Source organism: Pseudolysinimonas kribbensis, from assembly GCF_030161895.1.
Classification (GTDB): Bacteria; Actinomycetota; Actinomycetes; order Actinomycetales; family Microbacteriaceae; genus Pseudolysinimonas; species Pseudolysinimonas kribbensis.
Map to the genome: position 1 here is coordinate 1,037,783 of NZ_BSVB01000001.1, position 18,434 is coordinate 1,056,216.

An 18,434-nucleotide genomic window follows, 5' to 3' on the forward strand; every position below is an offset into this window, starting at 1 on the left:
GCGGGGGTCGCTGACGTGCGGTCGACGGGTCATCGTGGCGGACCGGCCGTCGCGCGGGCGGTGAGCGGGATGCCGCCCACGGCGCCGGCGACCTGCACCGTGAGCACGAGGCCGTCCGCGAGGCAGCTCTGCAGCCGCGCCCCGTCAGCCGCCGCGACCCGCGCAGCGACCGGGCACGGGTCGCCGGGAGCGGCTCCGGCCGCGACGTCCGCGGCCGCGAGGGCGGCGGCATCCGCGGCGGCGAGAACCCGCTGGCGAGCCGCGAGACCGGCGCCGAGACCGACGACCGCGCTCGCGACGAGGGCGAGTGCGGCGACGATCGCGACGGCCAGTACGGCCCCCGCCCCGTCATCCCGACTCACCCCGCGGCCCCCGGTCGATCGTCCAGGGCGCAACTCGTCGCCCCCACCGCCCCGAACATCGCCGCCGGCCCGGCTCCCGTCACGCGCACTCGCACGCACACCATCCCGTCGTGCGGCGAGCTCGACCAGGCGGCGCCGGGCAGCTGTTCGCGCAGATGCCGGCTGACGGCACCGGCAGGCTCCCCGCGGCCGAGGATCCGCGCCGCGTCGGCGGCCGCGTCCTCGGCGCGCACCTGGAGGGCCGCGACGCCCGTGCCCGCCAACGCCGCGACGAGCACGAGGATGACGGCCGGAAGGGCCACCGCGAACTCGGCCGCGACGGCACCGCTCTGCCGATCGGCCCGATGCCCGCGATCGAGATCAGCCCGCGACCGTGAGCGCACGGTGCACGAGATCCGTCAGCATGCCCTGCACGGCACCGGACTTGAGGATCACGACGAGCAGACCGGCGAAGCCGACAGCGGCCATGATCACGACGGCGTACTCGGCGGTCGCGGCGCCCGCGTCCCGACCGAGTCGCCGGACGCGCGCGGCCGGCATGGAGGAAAGGAACGGAGGGAGATTCGGGGCATGCGCTCCTGCTTTCGTTCGGGGCACGAACGGGTCGAGCCTGACGCCGTCGCCCGGTCCACGGCACGCCGGCCCGGCGATCGGGGGACGCGCCTCACAGTGCCGCCGCGGTGGACGAGAGGAGCGCGAGCAGGACCGGTGCGACGCCGAGCAGCACGAAGGCCGGCAGCACGCACAGGCCCAGCGGAGCGAGCAGCCGCGTCTCCAGCCGCGCGGCGCGCATCGCGGCCGCCGCACGCTCGCGGCGGCGCAGCTCCTCCGCCTCCGCCCGCAGCAGGGCGCCCGCCGGGACACCGGCCGCGCGACTGAACGCCAGCACCTCGGCGCCCGCCTCGCCCGGCGCCGGCAACCCGGCATCCGTCACCGACTCGGCGACGAGGGCGGTCGCGCGATCCGCGCTCGCACCGCCGCGCAGAGCGATCGCGAGCAGGTCCAGCGGCAGGCCCGGTGTCGGGTCGAGCCGGGACGCCCCGCGCACCATGCCGCCGATCCACCGGATGCCGAGCACGATCAGCCCGCCGCCGCCGGCGAGACAGACCCACCCCGGCACTGTCGTGACCAGGGCGCCCAGGGCGTTCACCCCCAGCAGCGCCGCGAGGCCGATGCCGACGAGCGGCAGGAGGAGCACGACCCGCGCGGTGGCCACCGGCCCCGCCAGCGCGACCTCCACCTCGCGTGCCGCCTGCGCCAGACCGCGCAGCGTCGCCGCCAGGTCGCGCAGGGTGGGCGCCAGCGGCGCGCCGGCGTCGGCGGCCACCCGCCACGCGGCGGCGACCGCCTGCCACCCGACGCGCTCGCTGCCCTGGACGGCGGTCGCGGCCGCGCCGATCCGCATCGCGAGCTCATGCCCGGCCGGGGCTCCGGCGGCGACCGATCGCGCGACCGCCCCACCGCCCGCGGCGACGTGCGTCCAGGCGGAGGACGGCGTCACGCCCGCATCGAGCAGCACCGCGAGCCGCTCGACATCGGACGCCGCCGCGGCGAAATCGGGGCGGCCCCTCGAGCGCGACCGCGTCATCCCGTCGACACCGCCAGCCGTCCGCGCCGGTCGAGCCGGAGCGTTCCCCGCGCCGTCAGCCGGCGACCCGACCCGGTGCGCTCGAGGTGCAGCACCGCGTCGATCGCACTGACGGCCTGGCGCGCGAGCGCCTCGGCACCGAGTCCGGCGAGCGCCCCGAGCGCCTCGAGCCGCGCCGGCACGTCGGCGAGCGAGTTCGCGTGCAGCGTGCCCGCGCCTCCGTCGTGCCCGGTGTTGAGCGCGCCCAGCAGCTCGCGCAGCTCCGCGCCCCGCACCTCGCCGACCACGAGCCGGTCCGGACGCATCCGCAGGGCCTCCCGCACGAGCCGCTCGAGCCCGATCGCGCCGGCGCCGTCGAGATTCGGCTGACGCGCCTCGAGCGCCACGACGTGCGGATGCCGCACCCGCAGCTCCGCGACGTCCTCGATCAGCACGATGCGCTCGTGCGGCGGCGCGAGCCCGAGCAGTGCGCCGAGCAGCGTCGTCTTGCCGCTGCCGCCGGCGCCCGTCACGAGGAGGTTGGCGCGGCCGCGCACCAGGTCCCGGATGCCGTCCAGCGGCACGTCGGCGAACATCCCGCCCTCGGCCAGCTCCCGCGCGCTCAACGGCCGCGTGCGCTGGAGGCGGATCGACAGGGCGGCGCCGCCCGGCGACACCGGCGGCAGCACCGCGTGCACGCGCACTCCGTCGCCGAGTCGCACGTCCATGGCCGGGGTCGCCTCGTCGACGTGCCTGCCCCCGAGCGAGACGAGACGCACCGCGAGCTCACGCGCCTCGTCGGGCGGCAGCCGCATCCCGTCGACGGCGGCCGCGCCCTGCCCGGCATCGCACCAGACCGATCCGTCGGGATTGACGAACACGTCGGTCACGCCGACGCGGGCGACGACCTCCGCCAGCACGCCGAACAACGCGACGTCGCGCGGCCCGCTCCCGACGGCAGCGGCATCCGGAGCGCGCGCGACGAAGACCACCCGACGAGGATGCGACGATCACCCGCACGCGAGACGACGCCGGCGACGCCCGGTGGAGAACGAACACCGGCGTCGCGTGGGGAGGTCTCGATACACGGCCACCGCGCGCTACTCGACCCGCTCGGTACGGGCCTCCGCGATCCCGACGATCGCCGCCAGGACCGCCGCCCGCGGCGGCGAATCCCGGCACGACCCGGCACGCATCGCGGCCGACGGAACGACCGATTAAAGAGAGGGGCGGCGCCCATTGGGGGAACAGGCGCCGCCACGGCAACGCTCGATTGGGGGAATCTTCGCGCTGCAAGACCGAGATTTGCGCTCGGATGCCCTCACTGTACTCCGAAAAGAGGACACCGCAACGGGGGTCATCTTTCATTTTCCGCAGGATTTCCTCAAGATCTGCACAAGGGCGGGTGCACCCCGGACGGGGGCCGCCCCGGAGCGGCTCTAGGATCGGATCGACAACAGCCCATCGCCGCGCGAAACCAGGCTCGAACGCGGATCGACGAGAAAGACGTCCGTCCATGGCATCGATCGACAACCTCCTCCACGAGTCCCGGCGCTTCGCGCCGGACCCCGTTCGCGGCCGGCGCGATCGCGAAGCCCGAGCTCTACGAAGCCGCCGCCGAGGACCGGCTGGGGTTCTGGGCCGACCAGGCCCGTGAGCTGCACTGGCACGAGCCGTTCACCCAGACGCTCGACTGGTCGGACAAGCCGTTCGCGCGATGGTTCGGCGACGGCAGGCTCAACGTCGCCTACAACTGCCTCGATCGTCACGTGGAGGCGGGCCTCGGCGACCGGGTCGCGTACCACTTCGAGGGCGAGCCGGGCGACACGCGCACCATCACGTACGCCGAGCTCACCGCCGACGTGAAGCGGGCGGCGAACGCGCTGAAGGACCTCGGCATCGGCAAGGGCGATCGCGTCGCGATCTACCTGCCGCTGATCCCGGAGGCCGTGGTCGCGATGCTCGCGTGCGCACGGCTCGGCGCCATCCACTCGGTCGTCTTCGGCGGCTTCAGCGCCGACTCGTTGCGCTCGCGCATCGACGACGCCCAGGCCAAGCTCGTCATCACGGCCGACGGCGGCAACCGCAAGGGCAAGGTCTTCCCGCTGAAGCCCACCGTCGACCAGGCGGTCGACGGTGCCGAGAGCGTCGAGCACGTGCTCGTCGTCAAGCGCGGCGGCAACGACATCGACTGGAACGACGAGCTCGACCTGTGGTGGCACGAGCGCATCGAGGCCGCCGACCCGGAGCACGAGGCCGAAGCGTTCGAAGCCGAGCACCCGCTCTTCATCCTCTACACCTCGGGCACGACCGGGCGTCCGAAGGGCATCGTGCACTCGAGCGCCGGCTACCTGACGGGCGTCGCCTACACGCACCGCAACGTGTTCGACCTCCACCCGGAGTCCGACGTCTTCTGGTGCACGGCCGACGTCGGCTGGATCACCGGCCACAGCTATGTCGTCTACGGCCCGCTCGCGAACGCCGCCACCGGTGTCATCTACGAGGGCACCCCCGACACGCCGCACCCGGGACGGTGGTGGGAGCTGATCCAGAAGTACGGCGTGAGCCTCTTCTATGCGGCGCCCACGGCGATCCGGTCGTTCATGAAGGCGGGGCGGCAGATCCCCGACGGGTTCGACCTCTCGAGCCTGCGCGTGCTCGGCAGCGTGGGTGAGCCCATCAACCCCGAGGCGTGGATGTGGTACCGCGACGTCATCGGCGGCGGGAAGACGCCGGTCGTCGACACGTGGTGGCAGACCGAGACGGGCGCGATCATGGTGAGCCCGCTGCCGGGGATCACCGCGGCGAAGCCGGGCAGTGCACAGGTGCCGCTGCCGGGCGTCTCGATCGACGTGGTCGATGACGACGGGAACGCCGTGCCGGACGGCCAGGGCGGCCTGCTCGTGATCACCGAGCCGTGGCCGTCGATGGCGCGCACGATCTGGGGCGACGACGACCGGTTCGTGGAGACCTACTGGGCGAAGTTCGCCGACCAGGGCTACTACTTCGCCGGCGACGGTGCTCGCAAGGACGAGGACGGCGACATCTGGCTGCTCGGTCGCGTCGACGACGTCATGAACGTGTCGGGTCACCGGCTCTCGACGGCGGAGATCGAGTCGTCGCTGGTCGCCCATCGGATCGTCGCGGAGTCCGCGGTGGTCGGCGCGGCCGACGAGACGACCGGTCAGGCCGTCGTCGCCTTCGTGATCCTGCGTGCGGAGCACGCCGCCGGGCAGACCCCGGAGGAGGCCGCCGAGCTGCTGCGGCAGCACGTCGCGACCTCGATCGGTGCGATCGCCCGGCCGCGGCAGGTGTTCATCGTCGCGGAGCTGCCCAAGACCCGCTCGGGCAAGATCATGCGGCGCCTGCTGCGCGACGTCGCCGAGCACCGCACGATCGGCGACACCACGACGCTCGCCGACAGCGATGTCATGCGCTCGATCTCGGATACCCTGCAGGCGGCACCGAAGACGGAGGACTGAGGTCCTCCGGTCCCTTTCGTTTCGCGAAAGAAGAAGAGGGCGACGGAGAGCAGGCGCGGCCGAGGTCAGGCGAATTCGAGCGTCAGCTCCACCTCGACGGGCGAGTCCAGCGGCAGCACCGCGACGCCCACCGCGCTGCGCGCGTGCCGGCCCTCGTCGCCGAAGACCTGGCCGAGAAGTTCCGATGCACCGTTCGCGACGCTCGGCTGCGCCGTGAACGACGGGTCGGATGCCACGAACACGACGACCTTGACGACGCGCGTCACGCGGTCCAGCGATCCGATCGCGGACGCCGCCGCGGCGAGCGCGTTGAGCGCCGCGATCCGCGCGAACGCGGCCGCCTCGTCGGCATCCACCTCACCGCCCACCTTGCCGGTCGCCGGGAGCGCCCCCTCGACGAACGGGAGCTGTCCCGCGGTGAAGACCAGGTTGCCCGACACGACGGCCGGAACGTACGCACCGGCCGGGGCCGCGACCGCCGGCAGCGCGAGGCCGAGCCCGTTCAGCGTCTCCTCGACGTTCATGCCTCGTCCCTCGGTCGCTTGAGGTAGGCGACGAGGCCGCCCTCGGGTCCGGTCACGACCTGCACGAGCTCCCACCCCTGGGCGCCCCAGTTGTTCAGGATCGCCGTCGTGTTGTGGATGATGAGCGGGGTCGTCATGTACTCCCACGTGGGCATCTTCTGGCTTCCGTTCAGCTAGGCCGAAAGGGCCATGGCGTACCCTCTAGCCTATGCCCGCCCAGAAAACGACGGCCACCGGTCTGCTCTCAGGCGTCCTGGGGATCCTCGGGTTCAGCGCCCTCGCCGGCGTCCTGGCCGCCGTCATGGTCGCTCCCGCGATCGCCGTCGGCGGGATCACCGCGAACAACACGGTGGGCATCTTCGACTCCCTGCCCGACTACATCACCCTGAGCCAGCAGCGCGAGGCGAACGAGATCGTCGCCAAGAACCCGGACGGCTCCGACTTCCACATCGCGTACGTCTTCGACCAGAACCGGCAGTCCGTCGCCCTCGACCAGATGAGCGACTACCTCAAGCAGGCGGCGATCGCCGGCGAGGATCGCCGGTTCTACCAGCACGGCGGCATCGACATCCCGTCGGTGGCGCGCGCGGCGATCGGTCAGGCGCAGGGCGATTCGGCATCCGGCGGCGCCTCGACCATCACCATGCAGCTCGTGCGCAACATCCGGTTCCAGGAGGCCTCGGCCGAGCCGCCGGGCAAGCAGCGCGATGCCGACATCAAGGCGGCGGTGTTCCCCGACCTCGGCCGCAAGGTCCAGGAGATGAAGCTCGCGATCGGCCTGGAGAAGAAGTACTCCAAGCAGGAGATCCTCGCCGCCTACCTCAACATCGTCGGCATGGGCGGCAACACCTACGGCGTCGAGGCGGCGTCGGAGCAGTACTACAGCACGACGGCGGCGAACCTGACGATCGCGCAGGCGGCGAGCCTCGTCGCGATCGTGCAGAACCCGTCGGCCAACGGCCTGTTCTCCGACAAGAACTACGCGGCGAACGAGGCCCGCCGCAACGTCATCCTCGGCTTCATGCGCTCGGAGGGATACATCACCCCGGCCCAGGCCGACGAGGCGATCAAGACCCCGGTCAAGAGCTATATCAAGCCCTCCGCACCGAAACAGGGCTGCTACAACGCGACCGCCGGGTTCCAGTTCGTCTGCCAGCTGGTCCAGGACAAGATCCACGCCGGCCAGGTGACGTCGCTCGGCCAGTCGCCGACCCAGCAGGAGGAGGCGTGGGCGCAGGGCGGGTACAAGGTCACCGTCTCGGTCACGCCCACACTGCAGACGGAGGCCAACGCCGTCCTGGCCAACTATGCGCCGCCGGGCACTCCGGGGTTCGCCCTCGGCGCGGCCGAGACCACGGTGCAGGTCGGCACCGGACGCATTCTGCTGATGGCGCAGAACAAGCCGTTCAACAACATCACCGACCCGGCGACGAAGGGCTTTTCGCAGCTCCAGCTCGCCATGCAGCCCTACAGCGCCATCGACTTCAACGTCGACCGCGCCACGTACCGCAACGGCGGCGGCGGATACCAGCCGGGATCGAGTTACAAGCCGTACACCCTCCTCAACTTCCTCGCGCAGGGTCACGGCGTGAACGAGACCTTCAACGCCAGCAAGCACACCTTCAAGTACTCGGAGTTCCCGGACACCTGCCCGGATGCCGGTGGCGGTCCCTCCTTCAACGTGCGCAACGACGAGGGCGAGGGCGGCGGGTACACCGTGGTGCGCGGTACCGCGCGCTCGGTGAACACCGTGTTCATGCAGATGGGTCAGAAGGTCGACCAGTGCGACACCCAGAAGATCGCGGAGTCGCTCGGCGTGCACAACGCGATGAACAGCTCGGACAAGAACAGCCCGTACTACAACACGACGACCCTCTCGACCCTCCCCTCCTGCATCATCGGGGGCTGCAGCAACAACGTGACGCCGCTCATGCAGGCGGCCGCCTACGCGGCGATCGCGAACCACGGCGTCTTCTGCACGCCGACACTGATCGATGACATCACGGACGCGCAGGGGATGACCTCGGTGGCGAGAAGCGCACCTGCGGGCAGGATCCGCTGATCACACCGGACGTCGCCGACACCGCCGCCTACGCGATGGCCGCGGTCTTCGCCGGCAACGGAACGGCGAAGGATGCCGCGCCGAAGGACGGCACTCCGTACATCGGCAAGACGGGCACCACCGACTCCTCGTGGCACACCTGGACGGTGGGTTCATCACCGCACGCGTCGACCGCTCTCTGGGTCGGCAACATCGTGGGCACACAGGCGCTGCGGAGCATCCGTATCGCGACCGGCGCCGGGCGGATTCAAGCGGCCGTGCTCCGCAACTACATCTTCAAGGCGACCGCCCGCGCGGTCGACGCCTACCCCGGCCTCGCGGGAGGCGAGTTCGCGCCGCCGGCACAGAACCTGCTCGACGGTGCCAAGGCGACCGTGCCGAGCGGCCTGATCGGGGGCTCCGTGCAGCAGGCGCAGGCGGCCCTCGACGCGGCGGGCCTCACCTATCAGGATGGCGGGCCGATCGACTCGGACCTCCCCGCCGGCGTGGTCGCCAATCTCGACCCGGGCGAGGGCGCCTCGGTCGTCCAGGGCGCCTTCGTGACCGTGTATACGAGCAACGGGCAGGCGACACCCGTGCCGAACGTCGTCGGTGAGAGTCAAGGCAACGCGGTCAACGACCTGCATGCGGCGGGCTTCAACAACATCACGCCGCCCGCCTGTCAGGTGGTTCCGCCCGGCGATCCGACGGAGAACAAGGTGACCGCGCAGAACCCCGCGGGCGGCTCGTCGGCGAACCCGTCGAAACCGGTGACGCTCACGATCGCGAAGTCGACCTGCTGATGCCCCGCGGCGCCCGCACCGCGGGGGTCGCCGCCGGCGCCCTCGTGGCCGCGGGGGCGGCCGCGCTCGCGTGGGGCGTGCTCGTCGAGCGCATCCGCTGGACCGTGCGCGAGGAGACCGTGCCGGTGCTGCCGCGCGGCAGCCGCCCGCTCACCGTGCTGCATCTGAGCGATCTGCACATGGCGCCGTGGCAGGAGGGCAAGCAGGAGTTCGTCCGCTCCCTCGTGCGCTACGAACCGGATCTCGTGATCGACACCGGCGACGACCTGGGGCACGTCGACGGGATCGAGGGCATCGTGCGGGCGTATGCGCCGTTCGCCGGCATCCCGGGCGTCTTCACGCACGGCTCGAACGACTACGTCGGGCCCATGCTCAAGAACCCGCTGGCCTACCTGATCCGGTCGACCGATCGGCGTCACAACCGCGGGGCGCGGCTCGACACCGCCCGGCTCGACGCGTTCCTCGGCGACGAACTGGGCTGGCTCGACCTCGCCAACCGGGCGCACGCGCTCGAGCTGCGCGGCATCCGGCTCGAGCTGTTCGGCACCGGGGACGCGCACTACCGCCGCGACGATGTGCGGCGCATGGCGAGCGAGGTCGCGCGGCTGGGTCGCGAGGTGCGCTGGTCGGAGGACACGGACGCCGAGACCGTGCGCCTCGGCGTGACGCACGCGCCCTACCGTCGCATCCTCGATGCGCTCGTCGACTCGGGGGCCGAGCTGCTGGTGGCCGGGCACACCCACGGCGGACAGGTGCGCATCCCGGGGTTGCCGGCCCTCACCGCCAACTGCGATCTGCCCCGCGATCAGGCGAGCGGTCTCTCGCAGTGGGTGCACGGTGACCGGATCGCCTACCTCGAGGTCTCCGCGGGGCTCGGCACATCGATCTACGCGCCCGTGCGATTCGCCTGCCCGCCGGAGGCGGTCGTGCTGACTCTCGTCGCCCGGGACTGACGGCTCGGGGCCGCCCCCGCATCGGCTATCCTTGACAGGTTGCCGGCAACGGCAGCGGGGTATGGCGCAGTTTGGTAGCGCGCGTCGTTCGGGACGACGAGGCCGCAGGTTCAAATCCTGTTACCCCGACGCAGCGAGAAGAGGGTCGCCTTCGGGCGGCCCTCTTCTCGTGTGCTCCGTATCGGTTCAGGATCGCCGGGTGGTTACCGGACGACGACGCCCTTCGAGCAGGTCTGCTGGTCGGCGCTCTGCCCCTGCACCGTGCTCGGCAGGGCGATCGAGGCGGGGCCGCTCGACGACGTGGGCGTGGGCGTGGCGGTGACCGTCGATCCCGGGGCCGGCGTCGCGGGCGCGGTCGCCCCGGGCGCGAGCTCCGCGCCGCGTCCGGTCTTGCCGGTCAGCTGCACCCGCAGATCCTGCTGGAGGGCCGTCGCGACCTGCTGGTCGGCGTACGACGACGGCACGACGCGGTTCGGGTACAGCGGGCTCGACCCGACGGGGTACTGGATCATCGCGATGTTCTGCAGCGGGATCGTCTTCAGCGCCAGCGCGATCGACACCATCGTGACGACGGGGCTCAGCGAGTCGGAGAGCTGCATGTTCTTCGCCGCCGCCTCCGCGAGTCCGTACAGCTTGACCGGATCCGTCAGCACGCCGCCGCTGCGCACCGTGCGCACGAGGGCCGACAGATAGACCTGCTGGTTGCTGATCCGGCCGAGGTCGCTGCCGTCGCCGACCCCGTGCCGGCTGCGCAGGAACGCGAGGGCCGTGGTGCCCGAGATGGTGTGGCTTCCGGCGGGGAGATCGAGCCCGACGAACGGGTCCTTGATGGGGCTCGCGACGCACACGGTCACGCCCCCGACGGCGTCCGCCATCGAGGCGACCCCGTTGAAGGTGATGGATGCCGCGTACGGGATCGTGATCCCCATGAGCTTCTCGATGGTCAGCACCGGACACGCCAGCCCCCGCGCGAGAGCGTCGAGTTGAGCATGGCGATGCTCGATGAGCCATACGTGCCGCCGTTCTTGGGGTTCGGGCACGCCGGCACCGGGATCATCAGGTCGCGCGGGAAGCTGACCACGAGCGCCGACTGATGATCCTGCGCGACGTGCACGAGGATCGTGACGTCGTTGTTGCCGGCACCCGACGACCCGGCGAGATCGGCCCGGTCCTGGTAGCCCGACTGCCCGCTGCGGGTGTCGGTGCCGACGAGCAGGAGGTTCAGGCCGCCCTTGATCGCCCCGACGCTCGGCGGCGCGGTCGCACCGTTGAGATGCGCGAGGTGGACGGTGTTGCTCCCGACGTCGCTGGCGAGCCGGCTGACCGCGATCGCACTGACCGAGACGACGGCGACCAGCACGACGGCGAGCGCCGAGGCCACGAGACCGATGATCGTGCGGACGAGGCTCGGACGCCGCTGACGACCATGGCGCGCCGACGGACCGGATCGCGCCAGCGGTCCGGACCGCGACCGCATCGCCCGGCGCTCGCTCATCCGACCATGGTCACAGACGACAGCCGCGAGCGCGGTGGGAACGTGCCGGTCATCAGCTGAAGTCCGAATCGGGGCCCGAGCCGTAGCTGAAGTCCAGCCGGGGACGCCAGCCGCGGTTGAAGGCACCGCCGCTCTCCTCCAGGTAGCACTGACCGCACAGCGACTCGTAGACGACCTCGCCCTGCTCGATCGCCACCTGATCGCCGTCGAAGACGAAGCGGCCGTCGACCTTGCGCGCGTTGAAGATCGCCTTGCGGCCGCACCGGCAGATGGTCTTCAGCTCCTCGAGGGAGTGGGCGATCTCGAGCAGCCGGCGGCTGCCGGGGAAGGCGATGGTCTGGAAGTCGGTCCGGATGCCGTACGCCAGGACCGGCACGTCCTCCTCGATCGCGATGCGCAGCAGGTCGTCGACCTGCTCCTCGCTGAGGAACTGCGCCTCGTCGATGAGCAGGCAGCTCACGTCGGAGCCCGTCGCGGCGATCACGCGGGTGCGCTCGCGCATGAAGGCCTCGGTGACGACCTCATCGGGGGCGATCGTGAAGTCGACCGCGCGGGTCACGCCGAGCCGCGAGATGATCGACGCCTCGCCCTTGGAGTCGATCGCCGGCTTCGCGAGCAGCACCTGGTGCCCGCGCTCCTCGTAGTTGTAGGCGGCCTGTAGCAGCGCGGTGCTCTTGCCGCTGTTCATCGCGCCGTAGCGGAAGTACAGCTTGGCCACTACTGGAGCAATCCGTCCTCGGCGGCCCGCCGCACCAGCTCGGCCTTCTTGCTCGCCGGCCGGCCGGCGCGCGCGTATTTCTCGCGCACGCGCCGCAGGTAGGTCTTCGCCGTCTCGTACTGCACACCCATCTGGGCCGCGACCTCCCCGTGCTGAGGCCCGAGACGTACAGCAGGAGCGCCTCCTGCTCACTCGGGCTGAGCTTGGGCCGCTCGACGACGAGCGTGAGCTGCCGATGATGGACGACCGCGGCATCCGGTGTCAGGCCGACGACGGCGCGGGCGACGTCCATGACGGCGCGCATGGGCACCGCCTTGGAGATGAAGTCGTCGGCGCCGGCGGCGAGCGCCCGCTCGCGGGCCTCTGCCGTCTCGACCCCGGACAGCACGATCACCTTCGCGCCGGCCGCCCGGCAGGTGCGCACCCGCGCCTCGATCGACACCGGCTCACGCAGCTGGAAGTCGAGCAGCACGAGATCGGTCGGGAAGTTCACGTCGTGCACGAGCTCGAGCCAGGTCGTCGCGAGCACGGCGACCTCGAACTCGGGGGCGTTTTCGGTGATCCAGGATCCGAGGCTGTCGAGGAGCACCTCGTGGTCGTCGACGATCGCCACCCGCACGCGCACCTCCGGATGGCGTGCGGACGCGTCGCGCTCCACCCCGGTCGCCGTCAGCACGACACCAGCCTAGATGGTGACCTCGTTCAGAACAGGGTGGGTTGCAGCGCGGCGGCCATCGCGGGCGACAGCTCGGCGGCGATGAGCCCGGCACTCGGCATCTCGTGGCCGGTGGCGTACTCCTCGGCTGCGAACCGCGGGGATGACCCGTCGGTGGTCGGCGTGCCGGTCGCGGGATCCATCGTCGGCCGTCGATCGAGCCCGTGCGCGCACAGCAGCGGCGTGATGCGTCGGGCGAGCCAGGCGCGGTACTCCTCGGCGGATACGAGCCGCCGCCGTACATCTCGCGGTAGCGCGGCAGCAGCTCCGGATGCTCGCGACCGAGCCAGCCCAGGTACCATTCGCGCGCCCCGGGGCGCAGGTGCAGCGCGGTGTAGGCGACCCGGGTCGCCCCGGCCTCCTCGATCATCCCGAGCAACCGATCGAGGTGCGCGATCGAGTCGGTGAGGTAGGGCAGAACCGGCATGACGAGCACCGAGACGTCGAACCCGGCGTCGGTGGCGGCGCGCACGGTCGCCAGGCGTGCCTCGGTCGTGGGGGTGCCCGGCTCGAGGCTCGCCCGCAGTTGCGGATCGGCGACGTCGATCGTCATCGCGAGCTGCACCGGCACGTGCTGCGCGGCCTCCTGCAACAACGGCAGGTCGCGCCGCAGCAGCGTGCCCTTGGTGAGGACGCTGAACGGCGTTCGCGATGCGGCGAGTGCGGCGACGATGCCCGGCATGAGCCGGTAGCGACCCTCCGCCCGTTGATAGGGGTCGGTGTTGGTGCCGAGCGCGACGTGGGGACGCTGCCAGCTCGGGCGGCCGAGTTCCCTCTGCAGAACCTCGGCGATGTTGATCTTGACGACGATCTGGGTGTCGAAATCGCGGCCGGCATCGAAATCGAGGAACGTGTGCGTATTTCTCGCGAAGCAGAAAACGCACTGATGGCTGCATCCCCGGTACGGATTGATCGTCCACCCGAACGGGAGCGCCTTCGACTCGCCGGGAACGTGGTTCAGGGCGCTCTTCGCGAGCACCTCATGGAAGGTGATGCCGGCGAACTCGGGGGTCTGCACGCTGCGCACGAGATTGTCGAGCCGGCCCATACCGGGCAGGGCGTCGCCGTCCACGACGCCGATCTGCTGCCCGCTCCACCGCATCCACTCATTCGAACATACCTTCGAATGACCGTCAAGCCGATTCGGTATTCGGATATCCGAAATGGGTCCGATATCCTGAATCCGTCCCAGCGCATTTTGACAGGAGAATTCCCGTGGCCCAGAAAGTCGTGGTCCAGCTCGTCGACGATATCGACGGCACTCCCATCGAGGCCGGCTCCGGCAGCACGATCAGTTTCGGTCTCGACGGCGCGAGCTACGAGATCGACCTCGCCGATCGCAACGCGGAGCGCCTGCGCGACGCGCTCGCCCCGTACGTCAAGGCGGGTCGCCGGGTCGGCGGACGTCGCAGCACCGGGCGCGGATCCGGGTCGTCGGCGCCGGCGAGCGAGGCGACCGCCATGCGCGAGTGGGCGCGCTCCCGCGGCATGAAGGTCTCCGAGCGCGGTCGCGTGGGATCCGACGTGGTCGAGGCGTACCGCGCGGCGCACTGACCTGACCGGTCGGGCGCGGGGGCTCAGGCGGGGATGCCGAGCTCGGCCGCCGTCTCGCGCATGACCTTCGTCGCCCTGGCCGGGTCGTCGGAGAGCCGGGTTCCGTAGGTCGGGATCAGCGTGCGTAGCTCCGGCTCCCAACCGGGGAGGCGGTCGCCGAAGCACCGCGCGAGCACGTCGAGCATGATCGGCACGGCGGTCGAGGCGCCGGGCGAGGCGCCCAGCAGCCCGGCGATCGAGCCGTCGGCGGACGCGACCACCTCGGTGCCGAACTGGATCACGGCCTTGCCGTCGGCGCCGCGCTTCATGACCTGGACGCGCTGCCCGGCGGTGATGAGCCGCCAGTCGTCTCCGTCCGCCTTCGGGAAGAAGTCGCGCAGCGACTCGACCTTGTGCGCCCGGCTCGCGAGCAGCTCGCGCACGAGGTAGAGCACGAGGTCGAGGTTCTTGAGGCCCGCGCCGATCATCGTGCCGAGGTTGTGCGGCCGGATCGACGCGAACAGGTCGAGCCACGAGCCCGCCTTCAGGAACTTCGGGCTGAAGCCGGCGTACGGGCCGAACAGCAGGCTCGGCGTGCCGTCGACGTAGCGGGTGTCGAGGTGCGGCACCGACATCGGCGGGCTGCCGACGGCCGCCTTGCCGTAGACCTTGGTCGAGTGCTTCGCGACGATCTCGGGGTCGTCGGTGCGGAAGAACTCTCCGCTGATCGGGAAGCCTCCGTACCCCCGGATCTCCTTGATGCCGGAGCGCTGCAACAGGTTCAGGGCCCCGCCGCCGGCGCCGACGAAGACGAAGCGGCCCTCGAGCGAGAAGGGCGCGCCGCCGACCTCGCGCCGGCCGGTGACCTGCCACACCCCGTCGCGGCGCTTGCGCAGGCCGGTGACCCGGTGCTCGTACCGCAGCTCGGCCCCCTTCGCGACGAGACCGTCGATGAGCAGCCGGGTGAGCGATCCGAAGTCGACGTCGGTGCCGACCTTCATGTACGTGGCGGCGATCGGCTGGCTCTTGGCCCGGCCCGGGATGAGCAGCGGCGCCCAGCGCCGGATCTGCGCCGCGTCCTCGCTGTACTCCATCCCCGCGAAGAGCGGGTGGTCCTTGAGGGCGTCGAAGCGCTTGCGCAGGTACGCGACGTTGTCCTCGCCCCAGACGAAGGTCATGTGCGGCACCGTGTTGATGAAGCGGTGCGGCTCCGGCAGCGTGCCGTCCTCGACCAGGGCCGACCAGAACTGACGGCTCACCTGGAACTGCTCGTTCACCTTGACCGCGTTGGTGATGTCGATCGAGCCGTCGGGCAGCTCCGGCGTGTAATTCAGCTCGCAGAGAGCGGAGTGACCGGTGCCGGCGTTGTTCCAGGGATTGGAGCTCTCGAGCGCCACGTCGCCGAGCCGCTCCAGGATCGCGATGCGCCAATCCGGCTGCAGGCGCTGCAGGAGCGAACCCAGGGTGGCGCTCATCACGCCGCCCCCGATCAGGACGACGTCGAACGCTTCGGGCACACCTCGATTCTAGGCGGGGCCGGCCGAGCCGTCCGGCTTCGGGGCGTCGCCCGCGAGCGACCCTCGAGGCGCCCGCCGATGCGTGATCGCGCCGAACGCGAGCGCGAGCAGTGCGCCCACGACGGCGCCGAGCGAGTTCGCGGCGATGTCGCCGACGCTCGCATACCGCGCCGGGAGCAGCGCCGCCTGTCCGACCTCGATCGCCACCGAGCTGGCGACGCACACCGCGAGCATGAGCAGCCGGCGGCCCGCACCCCGCCCGCCGAGCACCCCCAGCAGGAAGCCGAACGGCACGAACAGGATGACGTTGGCCGACGCCTCCACCACGGAGTAGTCGATCCACCCCCAGCCGCGCGCGCGCAGCAGCGCGAGGAGCGTCCCCAACGACCCGCGGGCGCCGCTGTCGACCGGAACCGGCCAGAAGGCGATCAGCGCCAGTGCCGCGAGGTAGACGACGAGGATCGCGAGGAGCACCCCATGGCGGCGCCCCGGCTTCGGCATCCCGACAGGCTATCGGCGCTCGGCCGCCGCTCCGCGCCGGCCGACCGACTACTTCGTCGAGCCCGCCAGCAACGCGCTCTCGAAGTAGCGCTGGAACGCGAAGAAGACGATGAGCGGGATGAGCATCGACGCGAACGCGCCCGACGACAGGATGTCGATGTTCGCCCCGAACTGTCTCAACTGCGATTGCAGGTAGACCGTCAGGGGCTGGGATTGCGAACTCGAGAAGATCAGCGCGACGAGCATGTCGTTCCAGGTCCAGAGGAACTGGAAGATCGCGAGGATGCCACGGCCGGCAGGCCGAGCGGCAGCACCACGCGCGTGAAGATGCGCCACTCGCTCGCCCCGTCCAGGCGCGACGCCTCGAGCAGCTCCGCCGGCACCTGACCGAAGAAGTTGCGCATGAGGAACACCGCGAACGGCAGTCCGAAGGCGGTGTGGAACAGCACGACGCCGATGACCGAGCCGAAGATGCCGAGCGAGCGGAATAGCCCGGCGACCGGGATGAACGCGACCTGCAGCGGCACGGCGAGCAGCACGATGATGCCGATCAGCACCCAGTCGCGTCCGCGGAACTCGATCCAGCTGAGGGCGTACCCCGCCAGTGAGCCGATGACCACGACCAGGATCGTCGTGGGCAGGGTGATCAGCAGCGAGTTGCCGAGCGCACCTAGGGCGGCCGTGTCGCTCACGAGGCTCGCGTAGTTCTCGAAGGTCAGCTGCGCCGGCTTCAGGAACGCGGTCCACCATCCGGAGCCCGCCGAGTCGGTCGAGGTGCGGAACGACGAGACGAGCAGACCGACCGTCGGCACGAGCCAGATGACCGCCACGATGATGAGCACGACGTGCACGACGCCGTGCCCGAGGAAGCCGAGGATGCGCTGCGCGAGCGTGCGCGGCGCCTTGACCGAACCCGTGTCGATCGTCATCGCTGGCTCCGGAATCGTCGGACGTTGAGGATGATCGCCGGCAGCACGAGCACGAGCAGGAAGATCGACAGCGCGCTGCCGAGGCCCTGGTCGTTGCCGCCGCCGAACGAGACGTTCCACATCTGGACCGCGATCACGTTGGCCGCCGGTTTCGACGTGCCGGGCGGGATCACATAGACCAGGTCGAAGATCTTCAGCACGTTGATGATGAGCGTCACGAGGATCACCACCAGCACGGGGGCGAGTTGCGGCACCGTGATGCGACTGAAGACCTGCCACTCGTTCGCGCCGTCGGTGCGGGCCGCCTCCAGCAGCGAGCGGTCGATCGCGGTCAGGCCGGAGCCGACCATCACCATGCAGAATCCGGCCCAGATCCAGACGTAGGACAGGATCACGACGACGTTGATGAGCTGCGGCCCGAGCCACGGCACCCCGTTGAACGGCTCCCGGAAGTTGGAGCTGGGCAGTTCGACCGTGTAGCTCGTGCCCGGATCGAGGCCGCTGAGCGTGAACCGGCCGTGGTCGTCGGTGAGCGCCGTCGCCGCCGCCTTCGTCGAGCCGGCCGGGAGCGCCTCGACCGTCACCCTGATGAGCGAGTTCTTGCCGTCGCCCAGCTGGTTGGGCGTTCCGCCGCCGCCGAGCACGAAGTCCGACCACACGGTGCCGGTGATCTGGGTCGCCTTCGCAGCAGGCGCCTTCGTCGCGACCGGGTCGCCCTTCTCGAAGGTGCCCGCCTGGATCGCCACCAGTGGGAAGTCCACCGTCTCGCCCGCCTGCACCGCGCTCTTCGACCGCACCGCGCCATCGGTCTTGACGATGTCGGCGTTCGGTCGCGGCTGCGCGCCGGGGTACGAGCTCGACGGCGCGAACGCGTCGTGCACCGTCACCGCGATGGCGTTCGCGACACCGACCTTCGGGTTCTCCTGGAACACCGAGCGGAAGATGACGCCGGCCGCGAGCATCGAGATCGCCATCGGCATGAAGACGATGAGCTTGAACGCGGTCTTCCACTTGACCCGCTCGCTCAGCACCGCGAACACGAGGCCGAGCACCGTGCACACGATCGGGGCGACGAGCACCCAGATGATGTTGTGCAGGATCGCGCCCAGGGTGTCGGCCTGCGTGAACATGTCCACGTAGTTCGCGCCCGCGTTGAAACTGCCGCGCGCGTCGAACAGCGACCGGATGGCGGTGTAGAAGATCGGATAGACGACGAGCGCGCCGAGCAGCACGATCGCCGGAGCGAGGAACGCCATCGCGAACTTACCCGCGCTGTTGCTGCTCGACCCCCGCC

General features: G+C 70.8%; 17 protein-coding genes, 1 tRNA gene and 5 pseudogenes. 6 read left to right on the top strand and 17 right to left on the bottom strand.

Annotated elements, in window-relative coordinates; all coding sequences use genetic code 11:
- Positions 1 to 29 precede the first annotated feature (29 nt).
- The 5 genes from QQK35_RS05725 to QQK35_RS05745 form a co-directional block, all read right to left on the bottom strand.
- The gene (locus QQK35_RS05725) at positions 30 to 362 is read right to left on the bottom strand and encodes an Rv3654c family TadE-like protein (RefSeq protein ID WP_284253318.1); all 333 of its coding nucleotides are present in this window, start codon (positions 360 to 362) and stop codon (positions 30 to 32) included.
- Complete coding sequence (locus tag QQK35_RS05730) at positions 359 to 745, bottom strand: TadE family type IV pilus minor pilin (RefSeq protein WP_344201347.1); 387 nt, start codon at positions 743 to 745, stop codon at positions 359 to 361. The genes QQK35_RS05725 and QQK35_RS05730 overlap by 4 nt, the downstream gene beginning before the upstream one ends.
- Entirely contained in the window at positions 723 to 902 is a 180-nt protein-coding gene (locus QQK35_RS05735) for a DUF4244 domain-containing protein (protein WP_284253320.1), read from the bottom strand. The genes QQK35_RS05730 and QQK35_RS05735 overlap by 23 nt, the downstream gene beginning before the upstream one ends.
- Positions 903 to 1,026: 124 nt before the next feature.
- The gene (locus QQK35_RS05740; protein WP_284253321.1) at positions 1,027 to 1,950 is read right to left on the bottom strand and encodes a type II secretion system F family protein; all 924 of its coding nucleotides are present in this window, start codon (positions 1,948 to 1,950) and stop codon (positions 1,027 to 1,029) included.
- Entirely contained in the window at positions 1,947 to 2,921 is a 975-nt protein-coding gene (locus QQK35_RS05745) for a TadA family conjugal transfer-associated ATPase (protein WP_425564968.1), read from the bottom strand. Before QQK35_RS05745 ends, QQK35_RS05740 begins: the two co-directional genes overlap by 4 nt.
- A gap of 524 nt (positions 2,922 to 3,445) precedes the next feature.
- On the opposite strand from QQK35_RS05745, the pseudogene acs reads away from it, so the two are divergent.
- A pseudogene (gene acs, locus QQK35_RS05750) lies at positions 3,446 to 5,411 on the top strand (acetate--CoA ligase).
- 65 nt (positions 5,412 to 5,476) lie between these two features.
- On the opposite strand, the gene QQK35_RS05755 reads toward acs, so the two are convergent.
- Both QQK35_RS05755 and sp36 read right to left on the bottom strand, forming a co-directional pair.
- Complete coding sequence (locus QQK35_RS05755; RefSeq protein ID WP_284253322.1) at positions 5,477 to 5,935, bottom strand: RidA family protein; 459 nt, start codon at positions 5,933 to 5,935, stop codon at positions 5,477 to 5,479.
- Between the two features lie 11 nt (positions 5,936 to 5,946).
- Positions 5,947 to 6,090: pseudogene (gene sp36 / locus QQK35_RS05760) on the bottom strand (Sp36 family protein); the annotation flags it as partial.
- Between the two features lie 53 nt (positions 6,091 to 6,143).
- Between sp36 and QQK35_RS05765 the strand changes: the two are divergent.
- The 4 genes from QQK35_RS05765 to QQK35_RS05780 all read left to right on the top strand — a co-directional run bounded on the left by QQK35_RS05765 (position 6,144) and on the right by QQK35_RS05780 (position 9,861).
- Entirely contained in the window at positions 6,144 to 7,997 is a 1,854-nt protein-coding gene (locus QQK35_RS05765) for a transglycosylase domain-containing protein (RefSeq protein WP_284253324.1), read from the top strand.
- Between the two features lie 35 nt (positions 7,998 to 8,032).
- Positions 8,033 to 8,779, top strand: coding sequence for a PASTA domain-containing protein (locus QQK35_RS05770; protein ID WP_284253325.1), 747 nt, complete (start codon positions 8,033 to 8,035; stop codon positions 8,777 to 8,779).
- A complete protein-coding gene (locus QQK35_RS05775; RefSeq protein ID WP_284253326.1) occupies positions 8,779 to 9,732 on the top strand; it encodes a metallophosphoesterase in 954 nt (317 codons plus the stop codon). Before QQK35_RS05770 ends, QQK35_RS05775 begins: the two co-directional genes overlap by 1 nt.
- A 55-nt stretch (positions 9,733 to 9,787) precedes the next feature.
- Positions 9,788 to 9,861, top strand: a tRNA-Pro gene (locus QQK35_RS05780).
- 74 nt (positions 9,862 to 9,935) lie between these two features.
- Here QQK35_RS05780 and QQK35_RS20760 read toward each other — a convergent pair.
- The 5 genes and pseudogenes from QQK35_RS20760 to QQK35_RS05810 form a co-directional block, all read right to left on the bottom strand.
- Positions 9,936 to 11,227, bottom strand: a pseudogene (locus QQK35_RS20760) (LCP family protein).
- A gap of 52 nt (positions 11,228 to 11,279) precedes the next feature.
- The gene (locus QQK35_RS05795) at positions 11,280 to 11,945 is read right to left on the bottom strand and encodes a thymidine kinase (RefSeq protein WP_284253329.1); all 666 of its coding nucleotides are present in this window, start codon (positions 11,943 to 11,945) and stop codon (positions 11,280 to 11,282) included.
- Positions 11,945 to 12,076, bottom strand: a complete 132-nt coding sequence (locus QQK35_RS05800; protein WP_284255779.1) for a hypothetical protein — start codon at positions 12,074 to 12,076, stop codon at positions 11,945 to 11,947. The genes QQK35_RS05795 and QQK35_RS05800 overlap by 1 nt, the downstream gene beginning before the upstream one ends.
- A 215-nt stretch (positions 12,077 to 12,291) precedes the next feature.
- Positions 12,292 to 12,621, bottom strand: a pseudogene (locus tag QQK35_RS05805) (helix-turn-helix domain-containing protein); the annotation flags it as partial.
- Positions 12,622 to 12,647: 26 nt separating this feature from the next.
- Positions 12,648 to 13,762 (bottom strand): annotated as a pseudogene (locus QQK35_RS05810) (Rv2578c family radical SAM protein).
- 113 nt (positions 13,763 to 13,875) lie between these two features.
- On the opposite strand from QQK35_RS05810, the gene QQK35_RS05815 reads away from it, so the two are divergent.
- Positions 13,876 to 14,214 carry a histone-like nucleoid-structuring protein Lsr2 gene (locus QQK35_RS05815; protein WP_284253330.1) on the top strand — a complete coding sequence of 113 codons (339 nt, stop codon included), beginning with the start codon at positions 13,876 to 13,878 and terminating at the stop codon, positions 14,212 to 14,214.
- Positions 14,215 to 14,237: 23 nt separating this feature from the next.
- On the opposite strand, the gene QQK35_RS05820 is transcribed toward QQK35_RS05815, so the two are convergent.
- The 5 genes from QQK35_RS05820 to QQK35_RS05840 are packed head-to-tail and all read right to left on the bottom strand — an operon-like array spanning position 14,238 to position 18,396.
- Complete coding sequence (locus tag QQK35_RS05820) at positions 14,238 to 15,710, bottom strand: malate:quinone oxidoreductase (protein WP_284253331.1); 1,473 nt, start codon at positions 15,708 to 15,710, stop codon at positions 14,238 to 14,240.
- Between the two features lie 9 nt (positions 15,711 to 15,719).
- The gene (locus QQK35_RS05825; protein WP_284253332.1) at positions 15,720 to 16,211 is read right to left on the bottom strand and encodes a VanZ family protein; all 492 of its coding nucleotides are present in this window, start codon (positions 16,209 to 16,211) and stop codon (positions 15,720 to 15,722) included.
- A 48-nt stretch (positions 16,212 to 16,259) separates the two neighbouring features.
- The gene (locus QQK35_RS05830; RefSeq protein ID WP_284253333.1) at positions 16,260 to 16,457 is read right to left on the bottom strand and encodes an ABC transporter permease family protein; all 198 of its coding nucleotides are present in this window, start codon (positions 16,455 to 16,457) and stop codon (positions 16,260 to 16,262) included.
- On the bottom strand, positions 16,442 to 17,140 hold the full coding sequence (locus QQK35_RS05835) for a carbohydrate ABC transporter permease (protein WP_284253334.1): 699 nt from the start codon (positions 17,138 to 17,140) through the stop codon (positions 16,442 to 16,444). Before QQK35_RS05835 ends, QQK35_RS05830 begins: the two co-directional genes overlap by 16 nt.
- A complete protein-coding gene (locus QQK35_RS05840; protein ID WP_284253335.1) occupies positions 17,137 to 18,396 on the bottom strand; it encodes a carbohydrate ABC transporter permease in 1,260 nt (419 codons plus the stop codon). The genes QQK35_RS05835 and QQK35_RS05840 overlap by 4 nt, the downstream gene beginning before the upstream one ends.
- Positions 18,397 to 18,434 lie beyond the last annotated feature (38 nt).

Excerpts from the sequence above, each read along its gene's own strand:
- QQK35_RS05735 (WP_284253320.1), bottom strand. The coding sequence starts at position 902 with ATGCCGGCCGCGCGCGTCCGGCGACTCGGTCGGGACGCGGGCGCCGCG.
- QQK35_RS05740 (WP_284253321.1), bottom strand. The coding sequence starts at position 1,950 with ATGACGCGGTCGCGCTCGAGGGGCCGCCCCGATTTCGCCGCGGCGGCG.
- QQK35_RS05755 (WP_284253322.1), bottom strand. The coding sequence starts at position 5,935 with ATGAACGTCGAGGAGACGCTGAACGGGCTCGGCCTCGCGCTGCCGGCG.
- QQK35_RS05765 (WP_284253324.1), top strand. The coding sequence starts at position 6,144 with ATGCCCGCCCAGAAAACGACGGCCACCGGTCTGCTCTCAGGCGTCCTG.
- QQK35_RS05770 (WP_284253325.1), top strand. The coding sequence starts at position 8,033 with ATGGCCGCGGTCTTCGCCGGCAACGGAACGGCGAAGGATGCCGCGCCG.
- QQK35_RS05775 (WP_284253326.1), top strand. The coding sequence starts at position 8,779 with ATGCCCCGCGGCGCCCGCACCGCGGGGGTCGCCGCCGGCGCCCTCGTG.
- QQK35_RS05800 (WP_284255779.1), bottom strand. The coding sequence starts at position 12,076 with ATGGGTGTGCAGTACGAGACGGCGAAGACCTACCTGCGGCGCGTGCGC.
- QQK35_RS05825 (WP_284253332.1), bottom strand. The coding sequence starts at position 16,211 with ATGCCGAAGCCGGGGCGCCGCCATGGGGTGCTCCTCGCGATCCTCGTC.
- QQK35_RS05830 (WP_284253333.1), bottom strand. The coding sequence starts at position 16,457 with ATGCTCGTCGCGCTGATCTTCTCGAGTTCGCAATCCCAGCCCCTGACG.
- QQK35_RS05835 (WP_284253334.1), bottom strand. The coding sequence starts at position 17,140 with ATGACGATCGACACGGGTTCGGTCAAGGCGCCGCGCACGCTCGCGCAG.
- QQK35_RS05840 (WP_284253335.1), bottom strand. The coding sequence starts at position 18,396 with ATGGCGTTCCTCGCTCCGGCGATCGTGCTGCTCGGCGCGCTCGTCGTC.